The organism is Nocardia sp. NPDC051900 (assembly GCF_044452545.1).
GTDB lineage: Bacteria > Actinomycetota > Actinomycetes > Mycobacteriales > Mycobacteriaceae > Nocardia > Nocardia sichangensis.
Window position 1 is genome coordinate 1 of record NZ_JBITBU010000003.1, and the last position, 24,393, is coordinate 24,393.

Here is a 24,393-nt window from a genome sequence, read left to right on the forward strand (position 1 = left end):
AGCTCGCGCAACTTCTGCGCGGTCACCGCGGGCAGCGCCTCACCGGACGCGAAAACATTGCGCAGGCTCGTGCATTCGGCCGCGCGCTCCTCGGCCACGAACACCGACAGCATCGACGGCACGAAGTGCACCGTGGTGACCTGCTCGTCGACGATCAGCCGCGCCAGGTACGCGGGGTCGCGATGACCGTCCGGCTTCGCCACCACCAGGCGCGCGCCGACCTGCAACGGCCAGAAGAACTCCCACACCGACACGTCGAACGTCGCGGGCGTCTTCTGCAACACGACGTCATAGGCCGCCAAACCGTATTCGGCGTGCATCCACACCAGACGGTTGACGATCGCCGCGTGCGAGACCGCCACACCCTTCGGGCGGCCGGTCGAACCGGAGGTGAAGATCACGTACGCGGTGTTGGCCGGACGCAGCGGCTTGTGCCGGTCGGCGTCGGTCAGCGGCCCGTCGGAGAACTCCGACAGGTCGAGCTGATCGATGCGCACCTGCCGGGAAACCGTGGTCTCCAGGTCCGAACCGGAGGTCAGCACGCACACCGGGCGCGCGGTCTCCAGGATGTAGTCGATGCGCTCGGCCGGATGGTCCGGATCCAGCGGCACGTACGCGCCGCCCGCGGCGTTCACCGCGTACATGCCGACCACCAGGTCGATCGAGCGGCGCATGCCCAGCGCCACATACGATTCCGGGCCGACGCCGTTGACCTTGAGCCAGCGCGCCAAGCGATGCACCCGGCGGGCGAACTCGGCGTAGGACAGACTCGTCCCCTCGAACGTCACCGCGGGACTGTCCGGAGTGCGCGCGACCTGCGCCTCGAACAGCGAGACCAGGGTCGCGGCGGCGTCGCCGACCGGCGAGGTGAGCGCGGCGTCGACCGGGAATTCGGTGGCGTTCCAGCGCTCGATCACCAAGGCCCGCTCGGCGTCGTCGAGCAGGTCGATGTCGCCGACGGTGACCGACGGATCGGCGGCGATGCCGTGCAGCACGCGCACGAACCGCTCGGCGAACGTCCCGGCGAAAACGCCGTCGAACAGGTCGGTGGCGTAGACGAGTTCGGCGTCCATCGCCGTCTCGGCCCCGGGGACCTCGCTGAGTGTGAGCTGCAGGTCGAACTTCGCCGTCGGCTGGTCGATGCCCAGCTCGGAGACGGTGAGACCGGGCAGTTCCAGCGCGGTGCGGCCGAGGTTCTGGAACGACAGCATCACCTGGAACAGCGGGTGCCGCGCCTGCGAACGCGCCGGGTTGAGCACCTCGACCAGCCGCTCGAACGGCACGTCCGCGTGCGCGAACGCCTGCAGGTCGCGTTCGCGGACCCGGGCGAGCAGATCGGCGAACGGCTCGGCGGTGTCCACCTCGGCGCGCAACACCAAGGTGTTGACGAACATGCCGACCAGATCGTCGAGCGCCTGCTCGCCACGACCGGCGACCGGGATGCCGATGGCGATGTCCTCGGAGCCGCTCAACCGCGCCAGCAGCGCGGCGAAGGCGCCGTGCACCACCATGAACAGCGTGCTGCCGTGCGTCTGCGCGACCCGGTTCAGGTCTTCGATCAGCTCGCCCGGCACCCGGAACCGATAGGTGCCCGCGCCGTAGGAGGCGACTGCGGGCCGCGGACGACCGGCCAGGCGCAGTTCGTCGGGCAGCCCGGCCAGCGTCTCGCGCCAGTAGTCGAGCTGCTCGGAGATCAGCGAGGTCGGGTCGTCCTCGGAGCCGAGCGTGTCGCGCTGCCACAGCGCGAAGTCCACGTACTGCACCGCCAGCGGCGGCCAGCCCGGCTCAGCCGCCGAGGTCCGCGCCACGTAAGCGGTCATCAGGTCGCGCACCAGCGGACGCATGGAGAAGCCGTCCGCGGCGATGTGGTGCACCACCACGACCAGCACGTAGTCGTCCGGGGCGAGCCGGTAGGCGCGCAGGCGCACCGGCGGCTGGGCGGTCACGTCGAAGCCGCGCTCGACGAACTCGTAGAGCACGCCGAGCAATTGCCCCTCGGCCACCTCGACCACGTCCAGCTCGGGAATCGCCCTGGTGGCGTTCAACACCCGCTGGTAGGCCACGCCGTCGCGAGACGGGTAGATGGTGCGCAACGACTCGTGCCGGCTGACCACGTCGGCGACCGCGCCGCGCAGCGCGTCCAGATCCAGCGCGCCTTCCAGCCGCACCGCGGCCGGGATGTTGTAGGTGGCGGAGGCCGCGCCTGATGTGGTCGCTGCGCTCCCGATGTCGAAGCGGTTGAGGAACCACATGCGCTGCTGCGCCAGCGACAGCGGCGGGTGCTCGGGACGCACCTGTGCCGTCAGCGCCTGGCGCGCACCGCTTCCCGCGTGCGACTCGATCCGCGCGGCGAGCGCGCCCACGGTCGGGGCCTCGAACAGCACGCGCACGCCGACCTCGGTGTTCAGCGCGGCGCTGACGCGGGCGGTCACCTGGGTGGCGACCAGCGAGTTGCCGCCGAGCTCGAAGAAGTCGTCGTCCACGCCGACGCGCGGCACGCCGAGCAGGTCGGCGAAGATCTCCGCGACGATCTCCTCGATCGGAGTCGAGGGCGCGCGGAACACCCTGGCCTCGAACACCGGAGCGGGCAGCGCCCTGCGGTCCAGCTTGCCGGAGGCGTTCACCGGGAAGGCGTCCAGCACGACCAGCGCGGCCGGGACCATGTAGCCCGGCAGCGCCGCGGCCAGCGCGGACTTCACCTCGTCGATGTCCACGGCCACATACGGTTCGCAGACCAGGTAGCCCACCAGCTGATCGCCCGCGTGCGCGTCGGAGCGCAGTACGACCACCGACTGCGCGATCCCGGGCTGCGCCAGCAACGCGGACTCGATCTCGCCCAGCTCGATGCGCAGGCCGCGCAGCTTCACCTGGAAGTCCGTGCGGCCCAGGTACTCCAGCTCGCCGTCCGGAGTCCAGGCCACCAGGTCACCGGTGCGGTACATCCGCTCGCCCGGCGCGCCGTACGGGTTGGCCACGAATCGGTCGGCCGTCAGGTCCGAGCGGCCCAGGTAACCGAGCGCCAGCTGATCGCCCGCGAGATACAGCTCACCCGCGACACCCGGGGCGACCGGGTGCAGGCGGCTGTCCAGCACGAAGACGCGGGTGTTCCACACCGGGCGTCCGATCGGCACCGACACCGCGTCGGCGTCGGTCGCCTCGTGGTAGGTGACGTCGACGGCGGCCTCGGTCGGGCCGTACAAGTTGTGCAGCCGCGCGCCGGTCAGCTCGCGCAGACGCTGCGCCGTCTGCGCGGGCAGCGCCTCACCGGAGGCGAAGACCTGCCGCAGCCGCGGCGCGGGCAGTCCGTCGCCGTTCTCGTTGCCGAGCGTGGAGACGAAGACCGAGAGCATCGACGGCACGAAATGCGCCGTGGTGATCTGCTTCTCGGCGATGATCTGGGACAGGTACACCGGGTCGCGGTGCCCGTCCGGGCGCGCCACGACCAGCCTGGCCCCCGTCTGCAACGGCCAGAAGAACTCCCACACCGACACGTCGAACGTGGCGGGCGTCTTCTGCAACACCGCGTCGTCGCGACCGATCGGGTACTCGTGCTGCATCCACAGCAACCGGTTCACGATCGCTTCGTGGCTGACCGCGACACCCTTCGGGCGTCCGGTCGAACCGGACGTGAAGATGACGTACGCGGTGTTCTCCGGCCGCAGCGGGCGCGTGCGCTCGGCATCCGTGATCGGCGCGCCGCTGGTCTCGGCGAAACCGGGCACGCCCTCGATGCCTTCCACCGACAGCGCGGTCACCGCCGGCTGCGGGTCAAGGCCGAATCCGTCCGCCGAGCGGTACAGGATCATCCGCGGGCGGGCGGTCTCGATGATGTAGTTGATCCGGTCGGCGGGCTGATCCGGGTCCAGCGGCACGTAGGCCGCGCCGGTCTGCACCACCGCGTACATCGCGACGACCAGTTCGGTGGAACGCCGCAGCGCCAGCGCCACCAGCGATTCCGGGCCCACGCCCGCGCCGATGAGCTGGCGGGCGATGCGGTTGGCCCGTTCCTGGAACTGGCGGTAGGTCAGCCGCTCGCCTTCGAAGTCCAGCGCGATCGCGTCCGGCGTCGCCGCCGCCTGCGCGTCGAACAGCGAGACCAGCGTAGCGACCTGGTCCACCGGATGTCCGGTGTCGTTCCAATCGATCAGCACCCTGGCGCGTTCCTCGGACGCGAGCAGGTCGATGTCGCCGATCGGGACGTCCGGGTCGGCGGTCACGGCCGCGAGGATGCGGTCCAAGCGCCGGGCGAACGCCGCGACGGTCGGCTCGTCGAAAAGATCCAGGGCGTAGGAGAATTCGGCCGACATGCCCGCCGAATCGCCGTGGTCGTCCTGGGTCTCCGAGAGGGTCAGCTGCAGGTCGAACTTGGCCAGCCGCGCGTCGTAGTCGATGCCGTTGACCGACAGTCCGGGCAGTTCCAAGCTGGCCTGCCGGGTGTTCTGGAAGGTCAGCATCACCTGGAACAGCGGATGCCGCGCCTGCGAACGCGCCGGGTTGAGCACCTCGACCAGGCGCTCGAACGGTACGTCCGCGTGCGCGAAGGCGTGCAGGTCGGTCTCGCGGGAGCGGGCGAGCAGGTCGGCGAAGCTCATCGCGCCGTCCACCTCGGTGCGCAGCACCAGGGTGTTGACGAACATGCCGATCAAGTCGTCCAGCGCGGCTTCACCGCGGCCGGCGACCGGGGTGCCGATGGCGATGTCGCTGGTGCCGCTGGCGCGGGCGAGCAGGACCGCCAGCGCGCTGTGCAGCACCATGAACAGTGACGCGTTGTGCCTGCGGCCCAGCTCGATCAGGGCGCGCTGGGTCTCGCCGGAGATCACGAACGGGTAGGTGCCGCCGCGGTAGGAGGCGACGGCCGGGCGCGGCCGGTCCGACGGCAGCGTCAATTCGTCGGGCAGATCGGCCAGTTCGCGCGTCCAGTACCGGATCTGGTTGGCGATCAGCGAACTCGGGTCGTCCTCGGAGCCGAGCACCTCGCGCTGCCACAGCGCGTAGTCGGCGTACTGCACCGGCAGCGCCGACCACGCGGGCGCCTCCCACGACGTGCGGGCGGCGTAGGCCACCATGACGTCGCGGGCCAGCGGGCCCATCGACCAGCCGTCGGCCGAGATGTGGTGCACCACCATGCCCAGCACGTACTCGGTCTCGCTGATCTCGAACAGCCGGGCGTGCAGCGGCACTTCGCTGGTCACGTCGAACGCCATCGACGCCAGCTCGACCAGGTGATCGATCAGGTTGTGCTCGGTCACCCGCACCGGGGTCAGGTCCGGCACGATCTGCGCCGCGTCCAGCACCACCTGCACGGGGCCGGTCTTGGTCTCCGGGAACACCGTCCGCAGCGACTCGTGGCGGTCGATCACGTCGATGACCGCGACCTGCAACGCGGCGATGTCCAGATCGCCGGACAGCCGGATCGCGACCGGGATGTTGTTGACCGCCGAGGAGGTGTCGAAACGGTTGAGGAACCACATGCGCTGCTGCGCCAGCGACAACGGCACCTGCTCCGGACGGTGCCGGGCCACCAGCGCCTTGCGCGCGCCGTCCCCGGCGTGCGACTCCACCCGCGCGGCCAGCGCCGCGACCGTGGACGCCTCGAACAGCATGCGCACCGGCACCCTGGTGTCCAGCGCGATGCCGAGGCGGGAGGCCACCTGGGTGGCGATCAGCGAGTTGCCGCCCAGCTCGAAGAAGTCGTCGTCCACGCCGACGCGGGAGATACCGAGTACCTCACCGAAGATCTGCGCGACGATCTCCTCGATCGGCGTGGTCGGAGCGCGGAATTCGCGCACCTCGAACACCGGCGCAGGCAGCGCCTTGCGGTCCAGCTTGCCGGAGGCGTTCAGCGGGAACGCCTCGAGCACCACGATCGCCGAGGGCACCATGTACGCGGGCAGCGTGCGGTGCAGCGCGTTCTTGATGCTGTCCAGGTCGACGGGACCGCCGCCGGTGACCACGTAGGCGACCAGCTGGTCGCCCGCGACGGTGTCCATGACCAGCACCACGGCCTGGGTGACGGCCGGATGGTCGAGCAGGGCGGTCTCGATCTCGCCGAGCTCGATGCGCTGACCGCGGAACTTCACCTGGAAGTCGGTGCGGCCGATGTACTCCAGTACGCCCGCGCTGCCCACCTCCGGATCGCGTGGACGCACCCAGCGCACCAGGTCGCCGGTGCGGTACAGGCGGGAGCCGGGCGGGCCGAACGGGTCGGCGACGAAGCGCTCGGCGGACAGGTCGGGACGGCCGTGGTAGCCGCGGGCGGTCTGCACGCCGCCGAGGTACAGCTCGCCGGGCACGCCGACCGGAACCGGGGCGAGGCCCTCGTCCAGCACGTAGGTCTGCGCGTTCCACACCGGGCGGCCGATCGGCACCGACGTGGGAGCGACCTCGTTGAGCTGCCAGGCGGTGGCGTGCACGGTGAACTCGGTCGGGCCGTACAGGTTGTGCACCGCGGCGGTCGAGAACTGCCGGAAGGCGGTGACGGTCGCGGGCGGCAGCGCCTCACCGGCGACCAGAACCGCGCGCAGCGAGGCGCATTCGGCGGTGTCGGCGGACCCGGCGAACACCGAGAGCATGGACGGCACGAACGAGGTCATGGTGACCCGGTGCCGTCCGATGATCTCCGACAGGTAGATCGGATCGCGGTGACCGTCCGGCGCGGCGATCAGCATGCGGGCGCCGACGGCCAGCGTGCCGAACAGCTCCCACACCGACACGTCGAAGGTGACCGGCGTCTTCTGCAGGATCACATCGGCCGGGCCGATCCGGTATTCGGCGGTGATCCAGGCGATCTGGTTGACCACCGACGCGTGGCTGACCGCGACGCCCTTGGGGCGGCCGGTGGAGCCGGAGGTGTAGAGCACGTAGGCGGTGTTCGCGGCGCGCAGCGGGGCGCGGCGCTCGGCGTCGGTGACGGGCTCGTCGCCGAATACGCTCAGGTCCAGGGTGTCCAGCGTCAGCACCGGGATGTCGGCGGCGGTGACGTTGTCGCCGGTGGTGGTGAGCACGCACACCGGAGACGAGCTGTCGAGCACGTATTCGGTGCGCTCGGCCGGGTGGTCGGGGTCGATCGGCACGTAGCCGCCACCGGCGGTCAGCGTGGCGTAGATCGCCACCAGCATGTCCACCGAGCGGCGGATGCCGACCGCGACCAACGTCTCCGGGCCGACGCCCGCCTCGATCAGCTTGCGCGCCAACCGGTTCACCCGCGCGGCGAACTCGGCGTAGGTCAGCTCGATCGGCGCGCCGAACTCCTCCGCGCCGCGCGTGCCGCCGTCGAACAGGACGGCCGGGTCGTCCGGCCTGCCCCGCACCTGCTCTTCGAACAGCTCGAGCACGGTGGCGGCGGGCACGTCGTGCCCGGTGTGGTTCCACTCGGACAGCACCCGGGCGCGCTCGGCCTCGTCGAGGATCTCGATGTCGCGCACCGTGGTTCCCGGCGCGGCGACGGCGGCTTCCAGCACGCGCAGGTAACGGCGGCCGAACTCGGCGACGGTGGGCGCGTCGAACAGGTCGGTGGCGAAGGAGATGACCGCGCCCATGCCTGCGGGCTCACCGTTCGCGCCGCGTTCCTCGGTGACCGTCCATTGCAGGTCGAACTTGGCGATATCGACCTCGAGTTCGTCGGCGGTGACCGAGAGCCCGGGCAGTTCCAGGGTCGCGTGCGACATCTCCTGGAACGACAGCATCACCTGGAACAGCGGGTGCCGCGCCTGCGAGCGAGTCGGGTTGAGCACCTCGACCAGCCGCTCGAACGGCACGTCCGCGAACGCGAACGCGGCGAGATCGGTTTCCCTGGTGCGGCCGAGGAATTCGGCGAACGACTCGCTGCCGTCCACTTCCGAACGCAGCACGAGGGTGTTGACGAACATGCCGATCAGGTCGTCGAGCGCCTGCTCGCCACGCCCGGCCACCGGGGTGCCGATCGCGATGTCGCTGGTGCCGGACAACCGGGCCAGCAGCACGGCCAGCGAGGCGTGCATGACCATGAAGAGGCTGACGCCCTGCGCGCGGGCCAGCGCGACCAGCCGCCGGTGCAACTCGGCGTCGATGTCGAAACTCACCCGGCTGCCGTGGAAGCTCTGCACCGGCGGGCGCTGGCGGTCCGCGGGCAGGTCGAGCTGATCCGGCAGACCGGCCAATGCCCTGCGCCAATAGGCGATCTCGCGCGCCGCCATGGACGCGGGATCGGACTCCGCGCCGAGCAGCTCGCGCTGCCAGACGCTGAAGTCCTGGTACTGCACCGGCAGCGGCGCCCAGCTCGGCGCCTCGCCCGCGCTGCGGGACAGATAGGCGGCGGCCACGTCGCGCGCCAGCGGGCCGAAGGAGAAGCCGTCGGCCGCGATGTGGTGCACGACGAACGCCAGCGCGTAGTCCGCCGCGCCGTTGCCACGCCCGCCGGTGACCGCGAAGACCCGCACCCGGATCGGCAGCTCGGTCGAGACGTCGAAGCCGCGCGCCGCGAATTCGGCCAGCGCGCCGTGCAGTTCGGCCTCGTCGATCGGCTGCACCTCGATACCGAGATCGACCTGGTCGACCGGGAGCACCTGCTGGTAGCCGCCGTCGCCGGACTCGGGGAAGATCGTGCGCAGCGACTGCTGCCGCTCGACCACGTCCAGCAGCGCCGACTGCAACGCTTCCAGATCCACCTGGCCGCGCAACCGCACCACGAACGGCAGGTTGTAGGTCGGCACGGTCGGGTCGAACTGGTTGATGAACCACATACGCTGCTGTGCCAGCGACAGCGGCACCCGCTCCGGCAACTGCTGGGCCACCAGCGGCGGACGCGATTCGCCCACGGGCGCGGCGTTTTCCGCGCGCGCGGCGATACCGGCGACGGTGGGGGTCTCGAACAGCGCGCGCACCCCGATCTGGGTGCCGAACGCGGCGCCGATGCGCGCCACCACCTGGGTGGCGACCAGCGAGTTGCCGCCCAGGTCGAAGAAGTTGTCGTCGATGCCGACGCGGTCCTGGCTGAGCACGTCGGCGAAGATGCCCGCCACGATCTGCTCGGCCTGGGTGCGCGGCGCGCGGAAGTCGCCGGCGTCGGCGCTGAACACCGGCTCCGGCAGCGCCTTGCGGTCCAGCTTGCCGCTGGTGTTGAGCGGGAACGCGTCCAGCACCATGATCGACGTGGGCACCATGTAGCTGGGCAGCTGCTCGGCGGCGAACCTGGTCAGCTCCACCGGTTCCACGCTGTGACCGGGAGCGGGCACGACGTAGGCCACCAGCTGCTGACCGGTCGCGGTGTCCACCACCAGCACGACGGCCTGGCTGACCGCGGGGTGGGCGAGCAGATCGGTCTCGATCTCGCCCAGCTCGATGCGCTGGCCGCGGAACTTCACCTGGAAGTCGGTGCGGCCGATATATTCCAGCGTGCCCGCTTCGTTCCAGCGCACGAGGTCGCCGGTGCGATACATCCGCTCACCCGTGCTCGACAGCGGGTTCGCGACGAAGCGATCCGAGGTCAGGTCGGGGCGGCCGCGGTAGCCGCGCGCCAGCTGACGCCCGCCGAGGTACAGCTCACCGGGCGCGCCGATCGCGGCCGGGCGCAGCCGCGAATCCAGCACGTAGACCTGGACGTTCCACTCCGGGATACCGATCGGCACGGTCACCGTGTCGGCGGCCGTCGCCTCCCAGTAGGTCACCGAGACCGCGGCCTCGGTCGGGCCGTACAGGTTGTGCAGCCCCGCGTCGGTGATGGCGCGGAAGCCCGCCGCGGTCTCCGGCGGCAACGCCTCGCCGATCACGAAAACCGCCCGCAGCGTCGCGCATTGGGCCTGCGTGGCGTGTGCGACGAACACCGTCAGCATGGACGGGACGAAGTCGGTCACGGTGACCCCGTGCCGGGCGATCATCTCCGCCACGTACAGCGGGTCGCGGTGCCCGTCCGGCGACGCGATGACCAGCTTCGCGCCCACCATCAGCGGCAGGAAGTAACCCCACAGCGACACGTCGAACGTGGTCGCCGTCTTCTGCAGGTACACGTCTTCCGCGGTCAGCCGGTACTCGTCGAGCATCCACAGCTGCTGGTTGACGATCGCGTGGTGGGTGACCGCGACGCCCTTGGGGCGGCCGGTCGAACCCGAGGTGTAGATGACGTAGGCGGTGTTGTCCGGACGCAGCGGCGCCAGGCGATCGGCGTCGGTCACCGGGTCGGCGGAGTACGCCGAGGTGTCCAGGGTGTCGATCTCCACCCGCCGCACCGCCTGCGGCAGCTCCAGCTCGTCGGCCGAGTGCGTCAGCACGCACACCGGCGCGGCGCTGTCGAGGATGTAGGCGGTGCGCTCGGCCGGATGGTCCGGATCGATCGGCACGTACGCGCCACCGGCCTTCAGCACCGCGTGCATGCCGATCACCAGCTCCAACGAGCGGCGCATGCCCAGCGCGACCAGCGACTCCGGGCCCACGCCGTCGGCGATCAGGAAACGAGCCAGCCGGTTGACCCGCGCGTCGAACTCCGCGTAGGTCAGGGTTGTGCCCTCGAAGTCGAGGGCGATGTTGTCCGGGGTCCGCGGCATCTGCGCGTCCAGCAGCGCCGCGAGCGTGGTCTCCGGGACGTCCTGCTCGGAGTCGTTCCACTCCAGCAGCGTCCGCTCGCGCTCGTCGGCGGTGGCGACCGGAAGCCCCCACACGGTGGCGCTCGCCTCGGCGGCAAGGAAGCGATCGAAGAACTCCAGGAAGCGGCCGTGGTGGCGGCGCGCCTCGTCCTCGGTGTAGAGGTTCGGGTTGGTCTCGAAGTCGATGTGCGAACGCGTGCCCGCGACCGACTGGTAGAAGTTGACACCGAGATCCTCGATGCTGCCGGTCGACAGCACGCTGAGCTGCCCGACCATCGGGCCGAGCGCGATCTCGTCACCGAACAGCATGATGTTGACCCACGGCCCGAAGAACTCCGTGGTCACCACACCGTCACCGGCCGCGTCGCGGCGGATGTCCTCGTGCCGGTACCGCTGGTGCCGCAACGCGCCGGACACCTCGACCGCCACCTGCTTGAGCAGCTCCGACACCGTCGTGTCGTGGCCCACGTGCAGCCGCAGCGGCACGATGTTCGACGACACACCGCCCGAGCGGCGCATCGCCGCGGTGGTGCGCGCGGTCACCGGCAGGCTGAGAATGACGTCCTCGACGCCGTTCCACTGCGCCAGGTACGCGGCGAAACCGGCCAGCAGCAGACCGGCGGGCGAGGAATCGTGCCGCGCGACCGCCGCGTCCAGCAGGGTGTTCTGCTCGTCCGACAGCGCGGCGCTGGCGATGCCGTTGATCGCGGCGGGCGGCGCGGAACGGCCGGTCAGGCTGGTGCCTTCCTCCAGCCCCGCCACCCGCTGCGCCCAGTACTCCTTGTCGGAGGCGAAGCGGGAACTCTCCCGATAGGCGATCTCCTGCTCATACAGCGTGTGCAGGTCGGTCGCCTTGGAAACAGCCGGTTCGACCCCGTCGACATAGGCGGTGTAGAGCTCAGCGATGCGATTCACATAGGTCATCGCGCCGAAGCCATCGAGCGCGACGTGATGCGAGCGGGAATACCAGTACCAATGATCGTCGGCCAGCTGCAGCGCCGCGACCTTGATCAACCGGTCGTTCAGCAGGTCGAACGGACGGCTGTACTCCGCGCGCATCCACGCCATCGCGGCGGCGGCCGGATCGGCCTCGCCGCGCAGATCGACGTACACGACCTTGTCGTAATCGGCGATCGAGTGGTCGACGAACTGCAGCGGCTCGCCATCGCGCTCGACGATCCGCAGGAACCCGGAACCCAACTCGTGCGACGCGTCGATGCTGGCCTGCTCGAGCACATCGACATCCAGCTCACCGTGCAGGTCGACGTACTGCGCGATCGTGACCGGCACCTGCGGGTCGACGTGCTGCGCGTACCAGATGCCCAGCTGAGCGGGAGACAACGGGAACGCACCCGACACCTCGGGTGCTACCCCAGACGCAGCGTGTGCCCGTTCGCCACCAGTTTCGCCGTTTCCGCCGAAATCCAGCCGGTCCAACCGTAACCTCGCTTCCGGAACACCACGCAAGCGCTCCCCGACCACACCCGGAGAGGGCGCTCCACCTATCCGAGCGTGGCGCCTGCGTCTCCAGGTTCAGTTCTCACATCAAATCAGGCAAAAATGTTCAATTGAACTATCTGTCCAACCGGCCGGGCTCGTTACATGGGCTCGCCCGTGCCCAGCACCCACCGACCGGCTCCGCCGGGACCTTCTTTGCGAATCACCGGATCAATCTACCGTCGCCCCCGGCAGCCGACCAACCAATCGTCATAGCCGCTGCGCATCAACGCAGGTAGGTAGGTTGTAAGAGGTTTGCCAGGAGGATGTTGCGGTTCTCACATGCGTCACCCCCGCCCCAAACCGGCGCTTTCGCGCCGCGGGAGGCGGCCGCCTATGTCACCCGCCGTCACGACCCGCGCACCCGCGCCGGGTCATAGAGGTGGGATTCCGCGCACGACACCGCCGGCGCGAGCGCGCGGCCAACCAGGATCACCGCGGCCTGCCGCAGTCCGGCGGCCTCGACCTGGTCGGCGATGTCGGCCAGGGTCCCACGCAGGATCAATTGCTCGGGCTGGCTGGCGCGGTAGACGACAGCGACCGGGCAATCCGGGCCGTACTCGGCGGCCAGTTCGGCGGCCGTCGCGCGGGTGCGGGTGACGGCCAGGTGCAGCGCGAGGGTGGCGCCGGTGGCGGCGAAATTCGCCAGCGCTTCGGACTCGGGCATCGCGGTGGAGCGGGCCTGCGCCCGGGTCAGCACGACCGACTGGACCAGCTCCGGCACGGTCAACTCCGCACCGAGCACCGCCGCCGCGGCGGCATAGGCGGGCACGCCCGGTGTGACATCCCACGGCACCCCGTGCGCGTCCAACCTGCGGGTCTGCTCGGTCAGCGCCGAATACAGCGACGGGTCGCCCGAGCACAGGCGGGCCACGTCCTGTCCGGCCCGGTCCGCGCGCACCAGACGCTCGGTGATCTGGTCGAGGTCCAAGCGCTGGGTATCGACCAGCTCGGCGTCGGGCGCGCAGTACGCCAGCACGCCGGGATCCAGATAGGTCCCCGCGTACAGGCACACCGGCGACGCGCGGAGCAACTCGACCGCGCGCACCGTCAACAAATCGGCCGCGCCCGGCCCGGCCCCGATGAAGTGCACGGTCATGCGCGCGAGTGTATTGACCCCCGCTCAGGCGGTGGCGTCGAAGTGGGCGATCACCTTCTCGGGGCGGAGGCGGACGACGAGTTCGCCGGGGACGCCGTTGCGCTTGCCGAATTCCTCGGCACGGTCGGCGCCCATGTAACGGCCGCCGATCTCGGTGGCGGTGCGCAGCAGTTCGCCCGGGTCTTCCGAGAGCGTCACCGTGCCGCGCAACTGGACCGACGCGTAGGGCGGTTCCTCCAGGTCGACGCACACCGAGACGCGGCCGTCCCGGGCGAACGCCTTGCCCTTCGCGGTGGACTTGCCGGTGTTGAACACCAGTTCGTCGCCGTCGACGATGAACCACACCGGCGTCACCATCGGCCTGCCGTCAGCCGTCACGAACGCCACCTTGCCGGTGCGGGTGCCATGGGTCAGAAACTCGCGCACTTCGGGATCGGAAAGAGAGGCCATCCGCTCACCCTAGGTGGTGACTCCGGACAGCTCGGCTCGGTTGGTTCGATCGGCTCCGTTCGGCTGAGTTCGGTCGCGCGATTCACTCGTCGCGTCGGTATCGACCGCGGTGGAAGGCGATCAGCGCGCACCGTGCCGGACTGCCGACCCACTGGCTGTCTCCGGTGGACTTTCGTCAGCGCTGCCAGTTGGGGTTGGGAGCGGGCTGCTGGGGCCACTGGGCGTTGGGGCCGCCCGCGGCGGGCTGCTGCTGGTACTGGGCGGGGCCCATGCTCTCGGCGTTCGCGCGGGCGAGGAGGTCGGGCACCTGCGGTCCGGCGACCGGTGACGATGCGCCGCACCACGTGCACTCCAGGTGATGCTTGGTGCTGAGCGGGAAGAGCGGAATGAAGAAGAGCGTGAACTTCGTGACGAGCTTGCGCAGCGCGTGCGCGGCGGGATTGCCGCAGCGGCCGCAGATCAAGGTGATCATGGCGAGCGTGTGGATACGCTTCTGCCAGCCCCAGATCAGCATGTGAAACCCCCGAAGATAGAAAATCCGATGTCGGTCACAGTAGTCGATCGGCGGAGCTTCGGCTCCGGTGAAGAACGGCCGTTCCCGCGCGCGTCCGCGTCACAGCATGCCGCGCTCGCGGGCCCGCGCCACCGCGGAGGTACGCGAGCGCACGCCGAGTTTTCCGTAGATATGCACCAAGTGGGACTTGACGGTGGTCTCGCTGAGGAACAACTGTTTGGCGATCTCGCGGTTGGACCGGCCGTCGGACACCAGCCGCAATACCTCGATCTCGCGCCTGCTCAGCGTGGTGTCGGCGCGGCGCACCCTGGTCATCAACTTGGACGCGACCGCGGGCGAGAGCACGCTGTCGCCCGCCGCGGCCGACCGCACCGCGGAGAGCAATTCGCCGGGCGGTGTGTCCTTGAGGATGTAGCCGCACGCGCCGGCCTCGACCGCGCCGAGGATGTCGGCGTCGGTGTCGTAGTTGGTGACCACGAGGACGTTCGGCGGGCTCGGCAACTCACGCAGCCGCGCGGTCGCCTCGACTCCCGACCGGCCGGACCCGAAACTCAGGTCCATCAGCACGAGGTCGACCGGCGTGGTCGCGCAGAACGCGACGGCGGCCTCCGCGGTGGCCGCCTCGCCGACGACGGTGATGTCGTCGGCGACGTCCAGCAGCGCGCGCAATCCGGCGCGGACGATCGCGTGGTCATCGGCGAGCAGCAGGCGGATCACTCGGAACCCTCCGCGCCGAGGTCGGGCGAGTCCGCGCCTCGGGTGTCCGTTCCGCCCTGGTCGGGCGGACCGGTCTCGGGCCCGCCTTGACTGCCGGACACCGGCCCGACCGGGTCCGAGGCAGTTGATTCCGTCCGGGCCGGTTCCGTGCGCGGCGGATGTGCCATGGCGAGCGGCACCGCGCCATGTTCGTCCGCTTCGAGTTCGGCGCAACCCGAGACAGTGTCGAGCGGAAAGGACACGGTGACTGCCGTGTGCCCCGGCTCGGACTCGACCGCCATGACTCCGCCCTGCTCGTGTACCCGCGATCGCATGGCGGCCAGCCCGAACGATCCGGACGGGCTGCGCTCGAGCACTTCGGGAGCGATGCCGACACCGTCGTCGACCACGTCGAGATGGATCGCGTCGTCCGCATACGTGAGCGTCACGCGCATCCGGCCCGCACCGGCGTGCCGGATCACGTTCGAGACCGCGCCTTGCGCGATCCGGACCAGCGCGGCCTCGATCGGCATGGGCAGTCGCTCCGGCGGACCCTCCACAACGAACCTGGTATTCAACCCGGGCGCGGCGGCGCGCTGAGTGATCCGCTCCAGCGCCTCGGCCAGTGACTGTCCCTCCAGCGCGGCGGGAGCCAGTTCGGCGATGAGTCGCCTGGTCTCGGCGAGGTTCTCCGCGGCCGCCTCCCTGGCCAGCCGGATCCGTTGCAGCGCGGGGTGATCCGGCGCTTCCCGCTCGGCCGCGTGCAGCAGCAGTTGAATGGAGCTCAGCCCCTGCGCGACCGTGTCGTGGATCTCGGCGGCCAGCCGCTCCCGCTCGGCGAGCTTGCCCGCCGTGCGTTCCCGTTCGGCCAGTATCGCTCTGGTGCTGAGCAATTCGTCGATCAGTCGCTGTCGTTCCGCGGCCTCGCGGAACAACGCCTGATAACCGAGCCCGATCCCGACCGCGACGGCGGCTCCGATGACCGGGCCGACCACACCGGCCACCGACCAGCCCCGATGCAGGCCGAAGCCGACTACCGCCACGGCGGTCGCGGCGGCCACGGCGCAGAGATTCCATGGGCGCGGCAGCAGGTGCAGGTACAGGAAGAACAGGCCGAACGCGAGATAACCCGCGTCCGGCGCGAGTACGACCAGCCCGAGCCACAAGGCCGTCAGCGCACCGAGCCACACCGGAATCGCGCGCCGTTTCCCCGCGAACCCCGCACCCGCGAAATAGGTCACGAGGAAGGCCGCGGCGAGACCGACGGTCGCGGCCGGATGTGCCGCGCCGGGCAGCACCGCGCGCACGGCGACCACTACCGCCAAACCGGTCATCAGCACGTGCAGGCCGAGCCGCAACGTGGTGAAAACCGGGGTCAACGGGGACGAGTGCACGGTGTCAGCTTATGTACGGCTATCGCCGGGGCATCCATCGAAAGGTGGAAAACCGCCGCCGACTTTCGCTCATCCGCGCTTCCTCCCCCGGCGCGATGGAAACGGCCCGGCGCGGCGTGAGGGTGGAGACATGTTCGTCGCACTCCGAGACCTCCGCGCCGCCCGCGGCCGGTTCGCACTGATCACACTCGTCGTCACGCTGGTGGCGGTGCTGGTGAGCTTCCTCAGCGGGCTCACGGCCGGGCTCGCGCACCAGAACGTCTCGGCCGTCGAGTCGTTGCCCGGCGATACCGTCGTCTTCGCCGACACCGGCGGCGCTCCCTCGTTCGACGGGTCCATGCTGACCGGAGAGCAGATCGCGACTTGGCGCGCCGCCGCCCGCGGCGTGACACCGGTGGGCATCGCCCGCGGCAAAGCGAACGGTGACGGCTCCGCCCCCGCGCAGGTCGCCCTGTTCGGCACGGACACGGCATTCGGCAACCGCCCGGCGACCGATGCGGGCACGGTGCTGCTCAGTACCGGCGCGGCCGCCGATCTCGGTGCCGCGCCCGGCGGTTCCGTGGTGATCGGCGGCCGCGCGTTCGTCGTGTCCGCCGTGCGTGGCGACGACTGGTACAGCCATACGCCCGTGGTCTGGATGACGCTCGCCGACTGGCAGGCGCTCAACCCTCGTTCCGGCGCGGCCACCGTGCTCGCGGTCTCGGGGGCGACCGATCCGGAAGCGGTGAACGCCACCGCGCACACCCGGACCACCGACTTGTCGGGAGCGCGCTCGGCGATCGGCTCCTACCAGGCCGAAAACGGCTCGCTCACCCTGATGACCGCCCTGCTGTTCGCCATCTCCGCGCTGGTGATCGGCGCGTTCTTCACCGTGTGGACGATTCAGCGGATGCCCGACATCGCCACGCTGAAAGCGCTGGGGGCGACTTCGGGGTCGCTCGTCCGCGACGCACTCGTCCAAGCCGCCACCGTGCTCACGGCCGGTATCGCGACCGGCCTCGGGATCACCGTCGCCGCGGCGGCATTGCTCGGCGACGCGGTGCCGTTCGTGCTGAGCCCGGCCACCACACTGCTTCCCTCGCTCGCGCTGATCCTGCTCGGCTTGCTCGGCGCGGCGTTCGCCCTGCGCTTCCTGTTCACCGCCGACCCGCTCACCGCGCTCGGCGCGGGCCGCTGACCGCAGGCCTCCGCACGGCACGATCGCCAACCGCCGCACCCGGATCGCCTCATCAGCGCACCCGAACCGCCCGACCGCCCTCAGCACGGAGTTCCGATGACACCCACCACCACGCTCACCCTCGCGGACGTGACGCTCACCTACCCCGACGGCACCGGCCGGCTCACCGCCTTGGACCGAGTGAACCTGCGGGTCTGCGGCGGCGAGATCGCCGCCATCACCGGCCCGTCCGGCTCCGGCAAGTCCAGCCTGCTGGCCGTGACAGCCACCCTGATCCGCCCGGAATCCGGGCGCATCCGTCTCGTAACACCCCGGGGCACCGCCGATCTCGCTGACGTGACCCGTCGCGAAGCCGCCGCACTGCGTCGCTCGTCGATCGGCATCGTCTTCCAACAACCGAACCTGATCCCGGCACTCACCGCCGTCGAGCAACTCGAGGCGATGGCGCATCTCGGGCAGCGGATCATCACGTCACGCCGACACCGCCGAACGACCCGCGACCGCGCACTGGCACTACTGGACTCGGTCGGGCTCGCCGACCAGCGAGACAAGCGTCCCGCGCAACTGTCCGGCGGTCAACGGCAACGAGTGAACATCGCCCGCGCCCTGATGAACGCACCGTCCCTCCTGGTGATCGACGAACCCACCAGCGCACTGGACACCGAACGCGGCGCCGCGGTGATCGACCTGATCCTGTCCGTCGCCCACGAACACGAGGCCGCCACCCTCCTGGTCACCCACGACCGCTCCCACCTACACCGGATGAACGCCGTCTACCGCATGGTCGACGGACACCTCACTCCGGAGACCGCAACGGCCGCGGCCCCAGTGACGCCATAGGTCGACAGCCGACGGACCGCCCGAGCCGACAACAGAACGCAGCGGACTCCTCGCGCCTCTGACCCTTTCGAGCTCGGCGGACACCTGTCGCGGTTAGTCCGTCGACCAGGTACAGCTCGACGGCGGATAGCAACTCCATTGGTGTACAGCCAGTTTCGCGAGTGGCTGCCGCATGGCTCGCCGCGGTGCCGACTCCGACCGACTACAGCAAGACGCCCGCTGTGCAACCACTCGGATCCAGTCGATCGATACGACGAATCGGAGCACTGCCGGTGGTAGTCGCGGGTTCGATGTACCGCCGGCCGCGAAGACCAGAAGGTAAGGGTTGGCAATTCAATAAGCGTGTGCATATCATCTACTCATGCTTACTAACTCTGGCGAGAACCGTTCCGGCGACCGACACAGCGGCACGGACGAACAGCCGTTTTCCGACGGAACCGTGCTGATGCCCTGGCAGGCCGGGCCGCTGCACGACAGCCGGGGCCCGGTGTTCGTCAGCGTGACCGACTTTCTGGCCGCCTCCGAAGAGGACGTCCAGGCGATCTACAAGACGGGAATGCGGCTGGGCCGGAACTGGCCGGTGATGCACGGCGCGGTCGGCCTGTGGCTGTGGGCTCGGCCGTCGGAGTCACGCGGCGGCTCGATCTCGGTGTGGGAAACCGAGCGGGACATGCGGCGGTTCGTGCGCTGGCCGGTGCACGCCGACATCATGCGGAAATGGCGCGGTCGAGTCGGTCTCGCCACCGACTCGTGGCAGGCCGCCACGTTCGAGAAACAAGAAGTGTGGGCACGGGCGCGCGACACGATCGAGCGGCGACCGCACCCGCAGGCCGGATGACTCAGCGGATCAGGGTGGCAGCACGTTGGCGTCGGCCGGGATCATGCCGAGTTCACGTATCTTCTCCAGCCGGGTCACCGCGCCGCTGATGGCATTGTCGTGCAGACCGGCGTCGCCGAGCGCCGCCCGAAAGCGGTCCATGTCCACATTCTGCACCGCGCGAAAGACATCGTCTTCGAGCCGTTCACCCTTCTGCGCCGTGACGAAGTCGGAATCGATCTCGATTTCGAGCGGCCGAGTCGACAGCGGGAACGATCGACCGTGATCGATGGCCACCACTTCCAACTGCCCACCGCGTTCGACAGTGCGGTAGTTGCCGGGATGGCGATCCATGGCCCCGATGATGTAGTCGAGTACTCCGACCTGCTGTTGCTGAGTTCTCGAATACTCGCCCACCGGCCTGAACGGCTCGGACTCGACGAATTGCTGAATCATGCCCGGCCTGGGCCGGCCGTCGGGTCCTATCACGCCGTCGGTCCGTGCGGTCGGCGGCACTCTGCCGAAGCCGAGCAGTTCGTCCACACGGTATGCCGCGATCTCCCGGCTCGTGAGCGCACCGGGCGCGTGCACGAAAGGTAATCCCGCGTCGTATTTCTCGCCATCAATCGGTTTGTAGACGTTCAATTGCCCGTCGTCGGAGAGCATCTTCCGCACTGTGGTGGAGCTTTTCGCCACGGCTTCTCTCATATCGCCGTCGAAGCCGACATCGGTCGTCAACCGGCGCGCACGCATGGCGGATTCGGCGACACTGGGCTGGTAATTCCACCTCTGCCGAGCCCCCTGCGCCGGGTGCGACCGCACCTGGGTGCGCGCTTCTTCCACCAGACGCGCGGACCGCTCGTCGACTGCCCGGAACTCGCGAGCACCGAGATCCAGCGTGCTGCTGGTGCGCCGGTAGGTGCCCGCCGCGGTCCGGGTCCCCAGATCGAGGGTTCTGGTCAAGCGCCGGGTGATATTGCGAAGTAGAGGGGTGACAGCATCTCTCACCGAGCGGGCGGCGGGGCCGCGCCGTCCGAGCCCGGTGCTGGGATCGCGGACCAAGGCGTGCGCACGCCGGGCCGCTCCGGCTCGTCCGGGGTTTCATCGATGACGCGGTAATAGCTCATCGCCTGCGCATCGAGCAGCGCGCGCAGGAAACGCGGACCTTCGTCCGGCGTTATTCGCGCGGGCGAATCGAAGACTTTGATACCGCGCTCGTACAGCCTTTCAGCGAGCGGGCATCCGTTCCGATCGGTCACCGCCAGCGTCACGCCACCGCCGGGATCCAACCTGAACTCGGCTACGCGGCGCGTCCGCGAATAACCCACGTCGTAGATCGCGACCAGAGTCGGCGTGTACTCGGCCATGAACCCTCACCTTCACCTGCGACGAACCGCCCGGCAGCGGTCCAACATCCGACCGGAGCGAAGCTGCCGGAGCGGAATGTCGACGTCTCATGAGGGAACTTACTACCGAACGGTCTGTTTATCCCAGCAAGGTCCCGTGCGCTCAGCGCAGGTACATCGCGTCCGAACTCGAAACGACGCTCCGAGTCCGGCGCTGTGCCAGCGAATGCGGCGACGAACGACGGGCACAGCGACTTCTTTCTCGTGCGGGTGCTCCGAACCAGTGGTCTCAGGCCGCGCGAGTTCGCGGATCAGCGCTGCCAGGGCAGGCAGGCCGGGCCCGGGAAACCCGGGTGCGACGAGGCGGCCGGACGCCGACCGACGATGCCGGGCGGCGGGAGGTGCTGGGAATCGAGCGTGATCAGCGCGCACACCGCCATGATGTCGTCCGCGCGGAATTGCACATGGTCGAGCGCGGGCGTTATCACCGCGACCGCGCCGACGCGGCCGACCACGGTGAGCAGCGCCGCGAGCGAAGCGGGCGCGGTCGGACCGGCGACCAGCGTTCGTGCCAGATCGAAACCCGAGGACTTCGCCATAGCGCGAATTTCCATCTCGTGCCTGCGCGTGCGCTGCCCGGAGATGTCGCGGCGCAGGTACCCGACCACTTTCGGCTTCATCATCACCTCTCGTTCGATGGGAACGCCCGCCGCCGGGGGCTTTCGCCACCGTTCGCGGCTCACCGCGTCCGGAGTGCCGTGCCCCGCACGGCATCACCCCGACGGCGCGCGCATCCCGAGCCTCGAGGAACGGGAGGCGGATAGCCACGCTGTCAAGCGCACGAGACCAGGTGCGCGATATCTGCGGTTGTCGCTCCCCACCTGCGCGATCGTGCTTAAAGTCCGCTCATAACATCGGATTTCGGGTCAGGGGGACGAAAGTGTCGGACAATGAGATCGACGGCATATGGAAGTCGCCGCGCTTCCGCAAGTTGCTCGCCGAGGGACAACCAGGTCGAGCCCTCGCCCTCGTCCGCAAAGAAATGGGGCTATCCCAAGCCGATTTCGGCGCGCTGCTGCACTGGGACCGCACCCACGCCGGACGAGTCGAGCGCGGAGAAGTGGGAACCATCTTCGACATCCGGGAACTGGTCCGTGCCGCCGACGCGCTGGGCGTGCCGCGCACCGCGTTGCTGCCCCTCTTGCTCGCTACCCCCGATACGGGGACCATCGACAACGAGGCCTGCGAAGGAGTCGATGACGTGGACCGCAGACAATTCGGCCTGGCAGCGACAATGACGGCGGTGGCGGGTGTCTCCATACCGCCGACCAGGAACGCGGAACCGATTCGGGTCGGCACCGGGCATATCACGTATATCCGCATGCTCACCGAACGACTCTGGGAGCACGACCATCATCGCGGTGGCGGCGCGATATTCCACTACGCAGCAGGGCAATACGCCTCCGTACGGCGGCTACTGGACTCGAGGTCCTACGGCCACCGCATAGGTGCCGAATTGGTCAGTGCGACGGGATGGCTGTCGAATACCGTTGCATGGTTGGCTCGCGACAGTAATCGCCCCGGCACGGCCCGGCGGCACCTCACGGAATCGGTCTTGCTCGCCGAACAGTGCGGTGACAATGCCTTATTGGCCGCCGCCCTCGGTGATCTCGCGAATCTCGCCGCGTCCTCGCCCGCTTCATTCGCCGAGCCCGTGCGCCTCGCACGGCGCTCGACGGAACTCGTCAGGGGAATACCGTCGGCTCGTATGAACGCGCTGAAGGCCGCCGAGGAGGCAACGGCCTACGCGGCCGTCGGCGACGAGCAGGAGTTCGGCCGCGCGATGGCGCGAGTCTGGCGCGAAGCCGATCGCGGGCTCGACAGCCCGGACGACCCGGCATGGCTGGAGCACGTCACCGAGGCCGAACTGCGCGCCCACGAGGCGCGAGGACTCGGCATGCTCGGACACCACAGCCGGGCGGTGCAGCTGTACCGCGAGAGCGTCGGCCATGAGAGCTGTTTCCCGCGCGACGAAGCCTCGTACCGCGCCTACTACGCCGCAGCCCTCGCGGGCCTCGGCGACACCACCTCCGCCATCACCGAAGCACACACCGCCCTCACCCTCCTCGAAGGCCCCGTCAACTCCCCACGCCTTCTGGCCGAACTACGCCCCGTCCGCGCCGCCGCCACCCATACCCACGGCGACAACGCCGAACACCTCCGCCACCGCTTCGACACACTCGCCCGCACGGCGTGACGTGACATGTGACTTCGCAGCGCAGCCACCATAATGGCCCGAAGTCGACTGCATCGACCGAGTGAAGCCACATGGAGCCCCTCCAGAGACTGTCAACTGCGAGGGAACAGCCGTGCGATATCTGCGATTGTCCCTCCCGACCTGCGCGATCGTGCTTAAAGTCGCGCCATCACAGCAAATTTCGGGGTCAGGGGGACGAAAGTGACGGACAACGAGATCGACGGCGTATGGAAGTCGCCGCGATTCCGCAAGTTGCTCGCCGAAGGACAGCCCGGGCAGGCCCTCGCCCTCGTCCGCAAAGAAATGGGGCTATCCCAAGCCGATTTCGGCGCGCTGCTGCACTGGGACCGCACCCACGCCGGACGAGTCGAGCGCGGAGAAGTGGGAACCATCTTCGACATCCGGGAACTGGTCCGTGCCGCCGACGCGCTGGGCGTGCCGCGCACCGCGTTGCTGCCAATCTTGCTGGGTCCGGCCGATCCGAGGACCATCGAAGATGGGGGTAAAGGAGCCGACGAAATGGACCGCAGACAATTCGGCCTCGCTGCGACGATCACAACCTTGGCGGCAACCGCTCCGGCGGCCACGGTGCCGACGCGAGTCGGGTCCAGCCATGTCGACTACTTGCAGACGCTGACGCAACGCATGTGGCAGCACGACAATCACTTCGGAGGCGGGGACATCGCCGAATTCGCGCTTCGCCAATACGGTTTGGCTCGTCGCCTGCTCGACCACGGCACCTACGGCCGGGAAACCGGCGTGCGGCTGTTGGCCGAGACGAGCCGACTCGCTCGGTGCGCGGGCTGGCTTTGTCTGGACGCCGGTCGCCCAGCCGTCGCCCGGCGGTGCTACGTCGAAGCGGTGCTGATGGCCGAGCAGGCCGATAACGACGAACTGCTCGCCAATGCGCTGGCCAGCTTGACGTTTCTGACCACAGACCGGCCGACCAGCCGAGAACCGGTGCGGCTGGCACAGCGGGCCAGTCACCTTGCTCGCCGGATCCCATCGGCTCGGCTGAATGCCGTTCGCTCCGCGCGGGAGGCCGTGGCGCATGCCGCGATCGGCGAACGACAGGACTTCGATCGGGCGATGACGCGCGCCTGGCGCGAGGTCGATCGAGGGCTCGACGATGTCGACGAGCCGGTATGGCTGCACCACGTGACGCCGTTCGAGATCCGATCCATCGAGGCCAGGGGCCGGGTCTATCTGGGCCAGCACGATCGGGCGGTGGGCATCTACCGGGAAACTATCGGCACCCGCGGCACTCAGCGTCCGCGCGACGAAGCCTCGTACCGCGCCTACTACGCCGCAGCCCTCGCGGGCCTCGGCGACACCACCTCCGCCATCACCGAAGCACACACCGCCCTCACCCTCCTCGAAGGCCCCGTCAACTCCCCACGCCTTCTGGCCGAACTACGCCCCGTCCGCGCCGCCGCCACCCATACCCACGGCGACAACGCCGAACACCTCCGCCACCGCTTCGACACACTCGCCCGCACGGCGTGACCTGGCTCGACAAGACATGTAACTGCGCAGCGCAGCCGCCGAGACCAAATGCGTCAGATCGGCGGTTGTCCCTTCACACCTGCACGGTTGTGCTCAAAGACCGCCCATGACACCGGGTTCGGGTCAGGAGGCCGAAGCGGCGGATAGTTCAGTGTTGCACCAGAATAATTATCCGTAGCTTTCTTGCAATGTTTCTCCGAAATGTAGCATACTGTGACGGTCGGCACGCATTCCGAGACAACCG

General features: G+C 69.2%; 14 protein-coding genes. 5 read left to right on the top strand and 9 right to left on the bottom strand.

The window, feature by feature from the left end; all coding sequences use genetic code 11:
- From ACIA5H_RS04950 to ACIA5H_RS04975, 6 genes are all read right to left on the bottom strand, one after another.
- Positions 1-11,993, bottom strand: an 11,993-nt coding sequence (locus ACIA5H_RS04950; protein WP_397074006.1) for an amino acid adenylation domain-containing protein, incomplete at its 3' end; no start/stop codon positions are given.
- Between the two features lie 409 nt (positions 11,994-12,402).
- Entirely contained in the window at positions 12,403-13,152 is a 750-nt protein-coding gene (gene cobM / locus ACIA5H_RS04955) for a precorrin-4 C(11)-methyltransferase (protein ID WP_397074008.1), read from the bottom strand.
- A 24-nt stretch (positions 13,153-13,176) separates the two neighbouring features.
- Positions 13,177-13,602, bottom strand: a complete 426-nt coding sequence (locus tag ACIA5H_RS04960) for a PPOX class F420-dependent oxidoreductase (RefSeq protein ID WP_379250638.1) — start codon at positions 13,600-13,602, stop codon at positions 13,177-13,179.
- A 175-nt stretch (positions 13,603-13,777) separates the two neighbouring features.
- A complete protein-coding gene (locus tag ACIA5H_RS04965; protein WP_379250636.1) occupies positions 13,778-14,116 on the bottom strand; it encodes a hypothetical protein in 339 nt (112 codons plus the stop codon).
- A gap of 99 nt (positions 14,117-14,215) precedes the next feature.
- Positions 14,216-14,833 (bottom strand): response regulator transcription factor, encoded by a 618-nt coding sequence (locus ACIA5H_RS04970; RefSeq protein WP_355074768.1) that lies wholly within the window; start codon positions 14,831-14,833, stop codon positions 14,216-14,218.
- Positions 14,830-16,206: a histidine kinase gene (locus tag ACIA5H_RS04975; protein WP_397074011.1), complete on the bottom strand. Its 1,377-nt coding sequence runs from the start codon at positions 16,204-16,206 to the stop codon at positions 14,830-14,832. The genes ACIA5H_RS04970 and ACIA5H_RS04975 overlap by 4 nt, the downstream gene beginning before the upstream one ends.
- Positions 16,207-16,336: 130 nt before the next feature.
- Between ACIA5H_RS04975 and ACIA5H_RS04980 the strand changes: the two genes are divergently transcribed.
- From ACIA5H_RS04980 to ACIA5H_RS04990, 3 genes are all read left to right on the top strand, one after another.
- Positions 16,337-17,383 (top strand): ABC transporter permease, encoded by a 1,047-nt coding sequence (locus tag ACIA5H_RS04980; protein ID WP_379250632.1) that lies wholly within the window; start codon positions 16,337-16,339, stop codon positions 17,381-17,383.
- A 96-nt stretch (positions 17,384-17,479) separates the two neighbouring features.
- Complete coding sequence (locus ACIA5H_RS04985) at positions 17,480-18,223, top strand: ABC transporter ATP-binding protein (protein ID WP_397074014.1); 744 nt, start codon at positions 17,480-17,482, stop codon at positions 18,221-18,223.
- 361 nt (positions 18,224-18,584) lie between these two features.
- Entirely contained in the window at positions 18,585-19,061 is a 477-nt protein-coding gene (locus ACIA5H_RS04990) for a hypothetical protein (protein ID WP_397074016.1), read from the top strand.
- 9 nt (positions 19,062-19,070) lie between these two features.
- On the opposite strand, the gene ACIA5H_RS04995 is transcribed toward ACIA5H_RS04990, so the two are convergent.
- From ACIA5H_RS04995 to ACIA5H_RS05005, 3 genes are all read right to left on the bottom strand, one after another.
- Complete coding sequence (locus ACIA5H_RS04995) at positions 19,071-20,003, bottom strand: hypothetical protein (protein ID WP_397074018.1); 933 nt, start codon at positions 20,001-20,003, stop codon at positions 19,071-19,073.
- Between the two features lie 41 nt (positions 20,004-20,044).
- The gene (locus ACIA5H_RS05000) at positions 20,045-20,407 is read right to left on the bottom strand and encodes a hypothetical protein (protein ID WP_379250625.1); all 363 of its coding nucleotides are present in this window, start codon (positions 20,405-20,407) and stop codon (positions 20,045-20,047) included.
- 290 nt (positions 20,408-20,697) lie between these two features.
- Positions 20,698-21,069: a hypothetical protein gene (locus ACIA5H_RS05005; protein ID WP_397074020.1), complete on the bottom strand. Its 372-nt coding sequence runs from the start codon at positions 21,067-21,069 to the stop codon at positions 20,698-20,700.
- Between the two features lie 257 nt (positions 21,070-21,326).
- On the opposite strand from ACIA5H_RS05005, the gene ACIA5H_RS05010 reads away from it, so the two are divergent.
- Together ACIA5H_RS05010 and ACIA5H_RS05015 are read left to right on the top strand one after the other, a co-directional pair.
- On the top strand, positions 21,327-22,643 hold the full coding sequence (locus ACIA5H_RS05010) for a helix-turn-helix domain-containing protein (protein WP_397074022.1): 1,317 nt from the start codon (positions 21,327-21,329) through the stop codon (positions 22,641-22,643).
- A 201-nt stretch (positions 22,644-22,844) separates the two neighbouring features.
- On the top strand, positions 22,845-24,149 hold the full coding sequence (locus ACIA5H_RS05015) for a helix-turn-helix domain-containing protein (protein WP_397074024.1): 1,305 nt from the start codon (positions 22,845-22,847) through the stop codon (positions 24,147-24,149).
- The last annotated feature ends 244 nt before the right edge of the window (positions 24,150-24,393 follow it).

What these genes read in the sequence shown, in the direction of transcription:
- ACIA5H_RS05000 (WP_379250625.1), bottom strand. Translation starts at nt 20,407, where the DNA reads ATGGCCGAGTACACGCCGACTCTGGTCGCGATCTACGACGTGGGTTAT.
- ACIA5H_RS04965 (WP_379250636.1), bottom strand. Translation starts at nt 14,116, where the DNA reads ATGCTGATCTGGGGCTGGCAGAAGCGTATCCACACGCTCGCCATGATC.
- ACIA5H_RS04990 (WP_397074016.1), top strand. Translation starts at nt 18,585, where the DNA reads ATGCTTACTAACTCTGGCGAGAACCGTTCCGGCGACCGACACAGCGGC.
- ACIA5H_RS04960 (WP_379250638.1), bottom strand. Translation starts at nt 13,602, where the DNA reads ATGGCCTCTCTTTCCGATCCCGAAGTGCGCGAGTTTCTGACCCATGGC.
- ACIA5H_RS04985 (WP_397074014.1), top strand. Translation starts at nt 17,480, where the DNA reads ATGACACCCACCACCACGCTCACCCTCGCGGACGTGACGCTCACCTAC.
- ACIA5H_RS05005 (WP_397074020.1), bottom strand. Translation starts at nt 21,069, where the DNA reads ATGATGAAGCCGAAAGTGGTCGGGTACCTGCGCCGCGACATCTCCGGG.
- ACIA5H_RS04980 (WP_379250632.1), top strand. Translation starts at nt 16,337, where the DNA reads ATGTTCGTCGCACTCCGAGACCTCCGCGCCGCCCGCGGCCGGTTCGCA.
- cobM (WP_397074008.1), bottom strand. Translation starts at nt 13,152, where the DNA reads ATGACCGTGCACTTCATCGGGGCCGGGCCGGGCGCGGCCGATTTGTTG.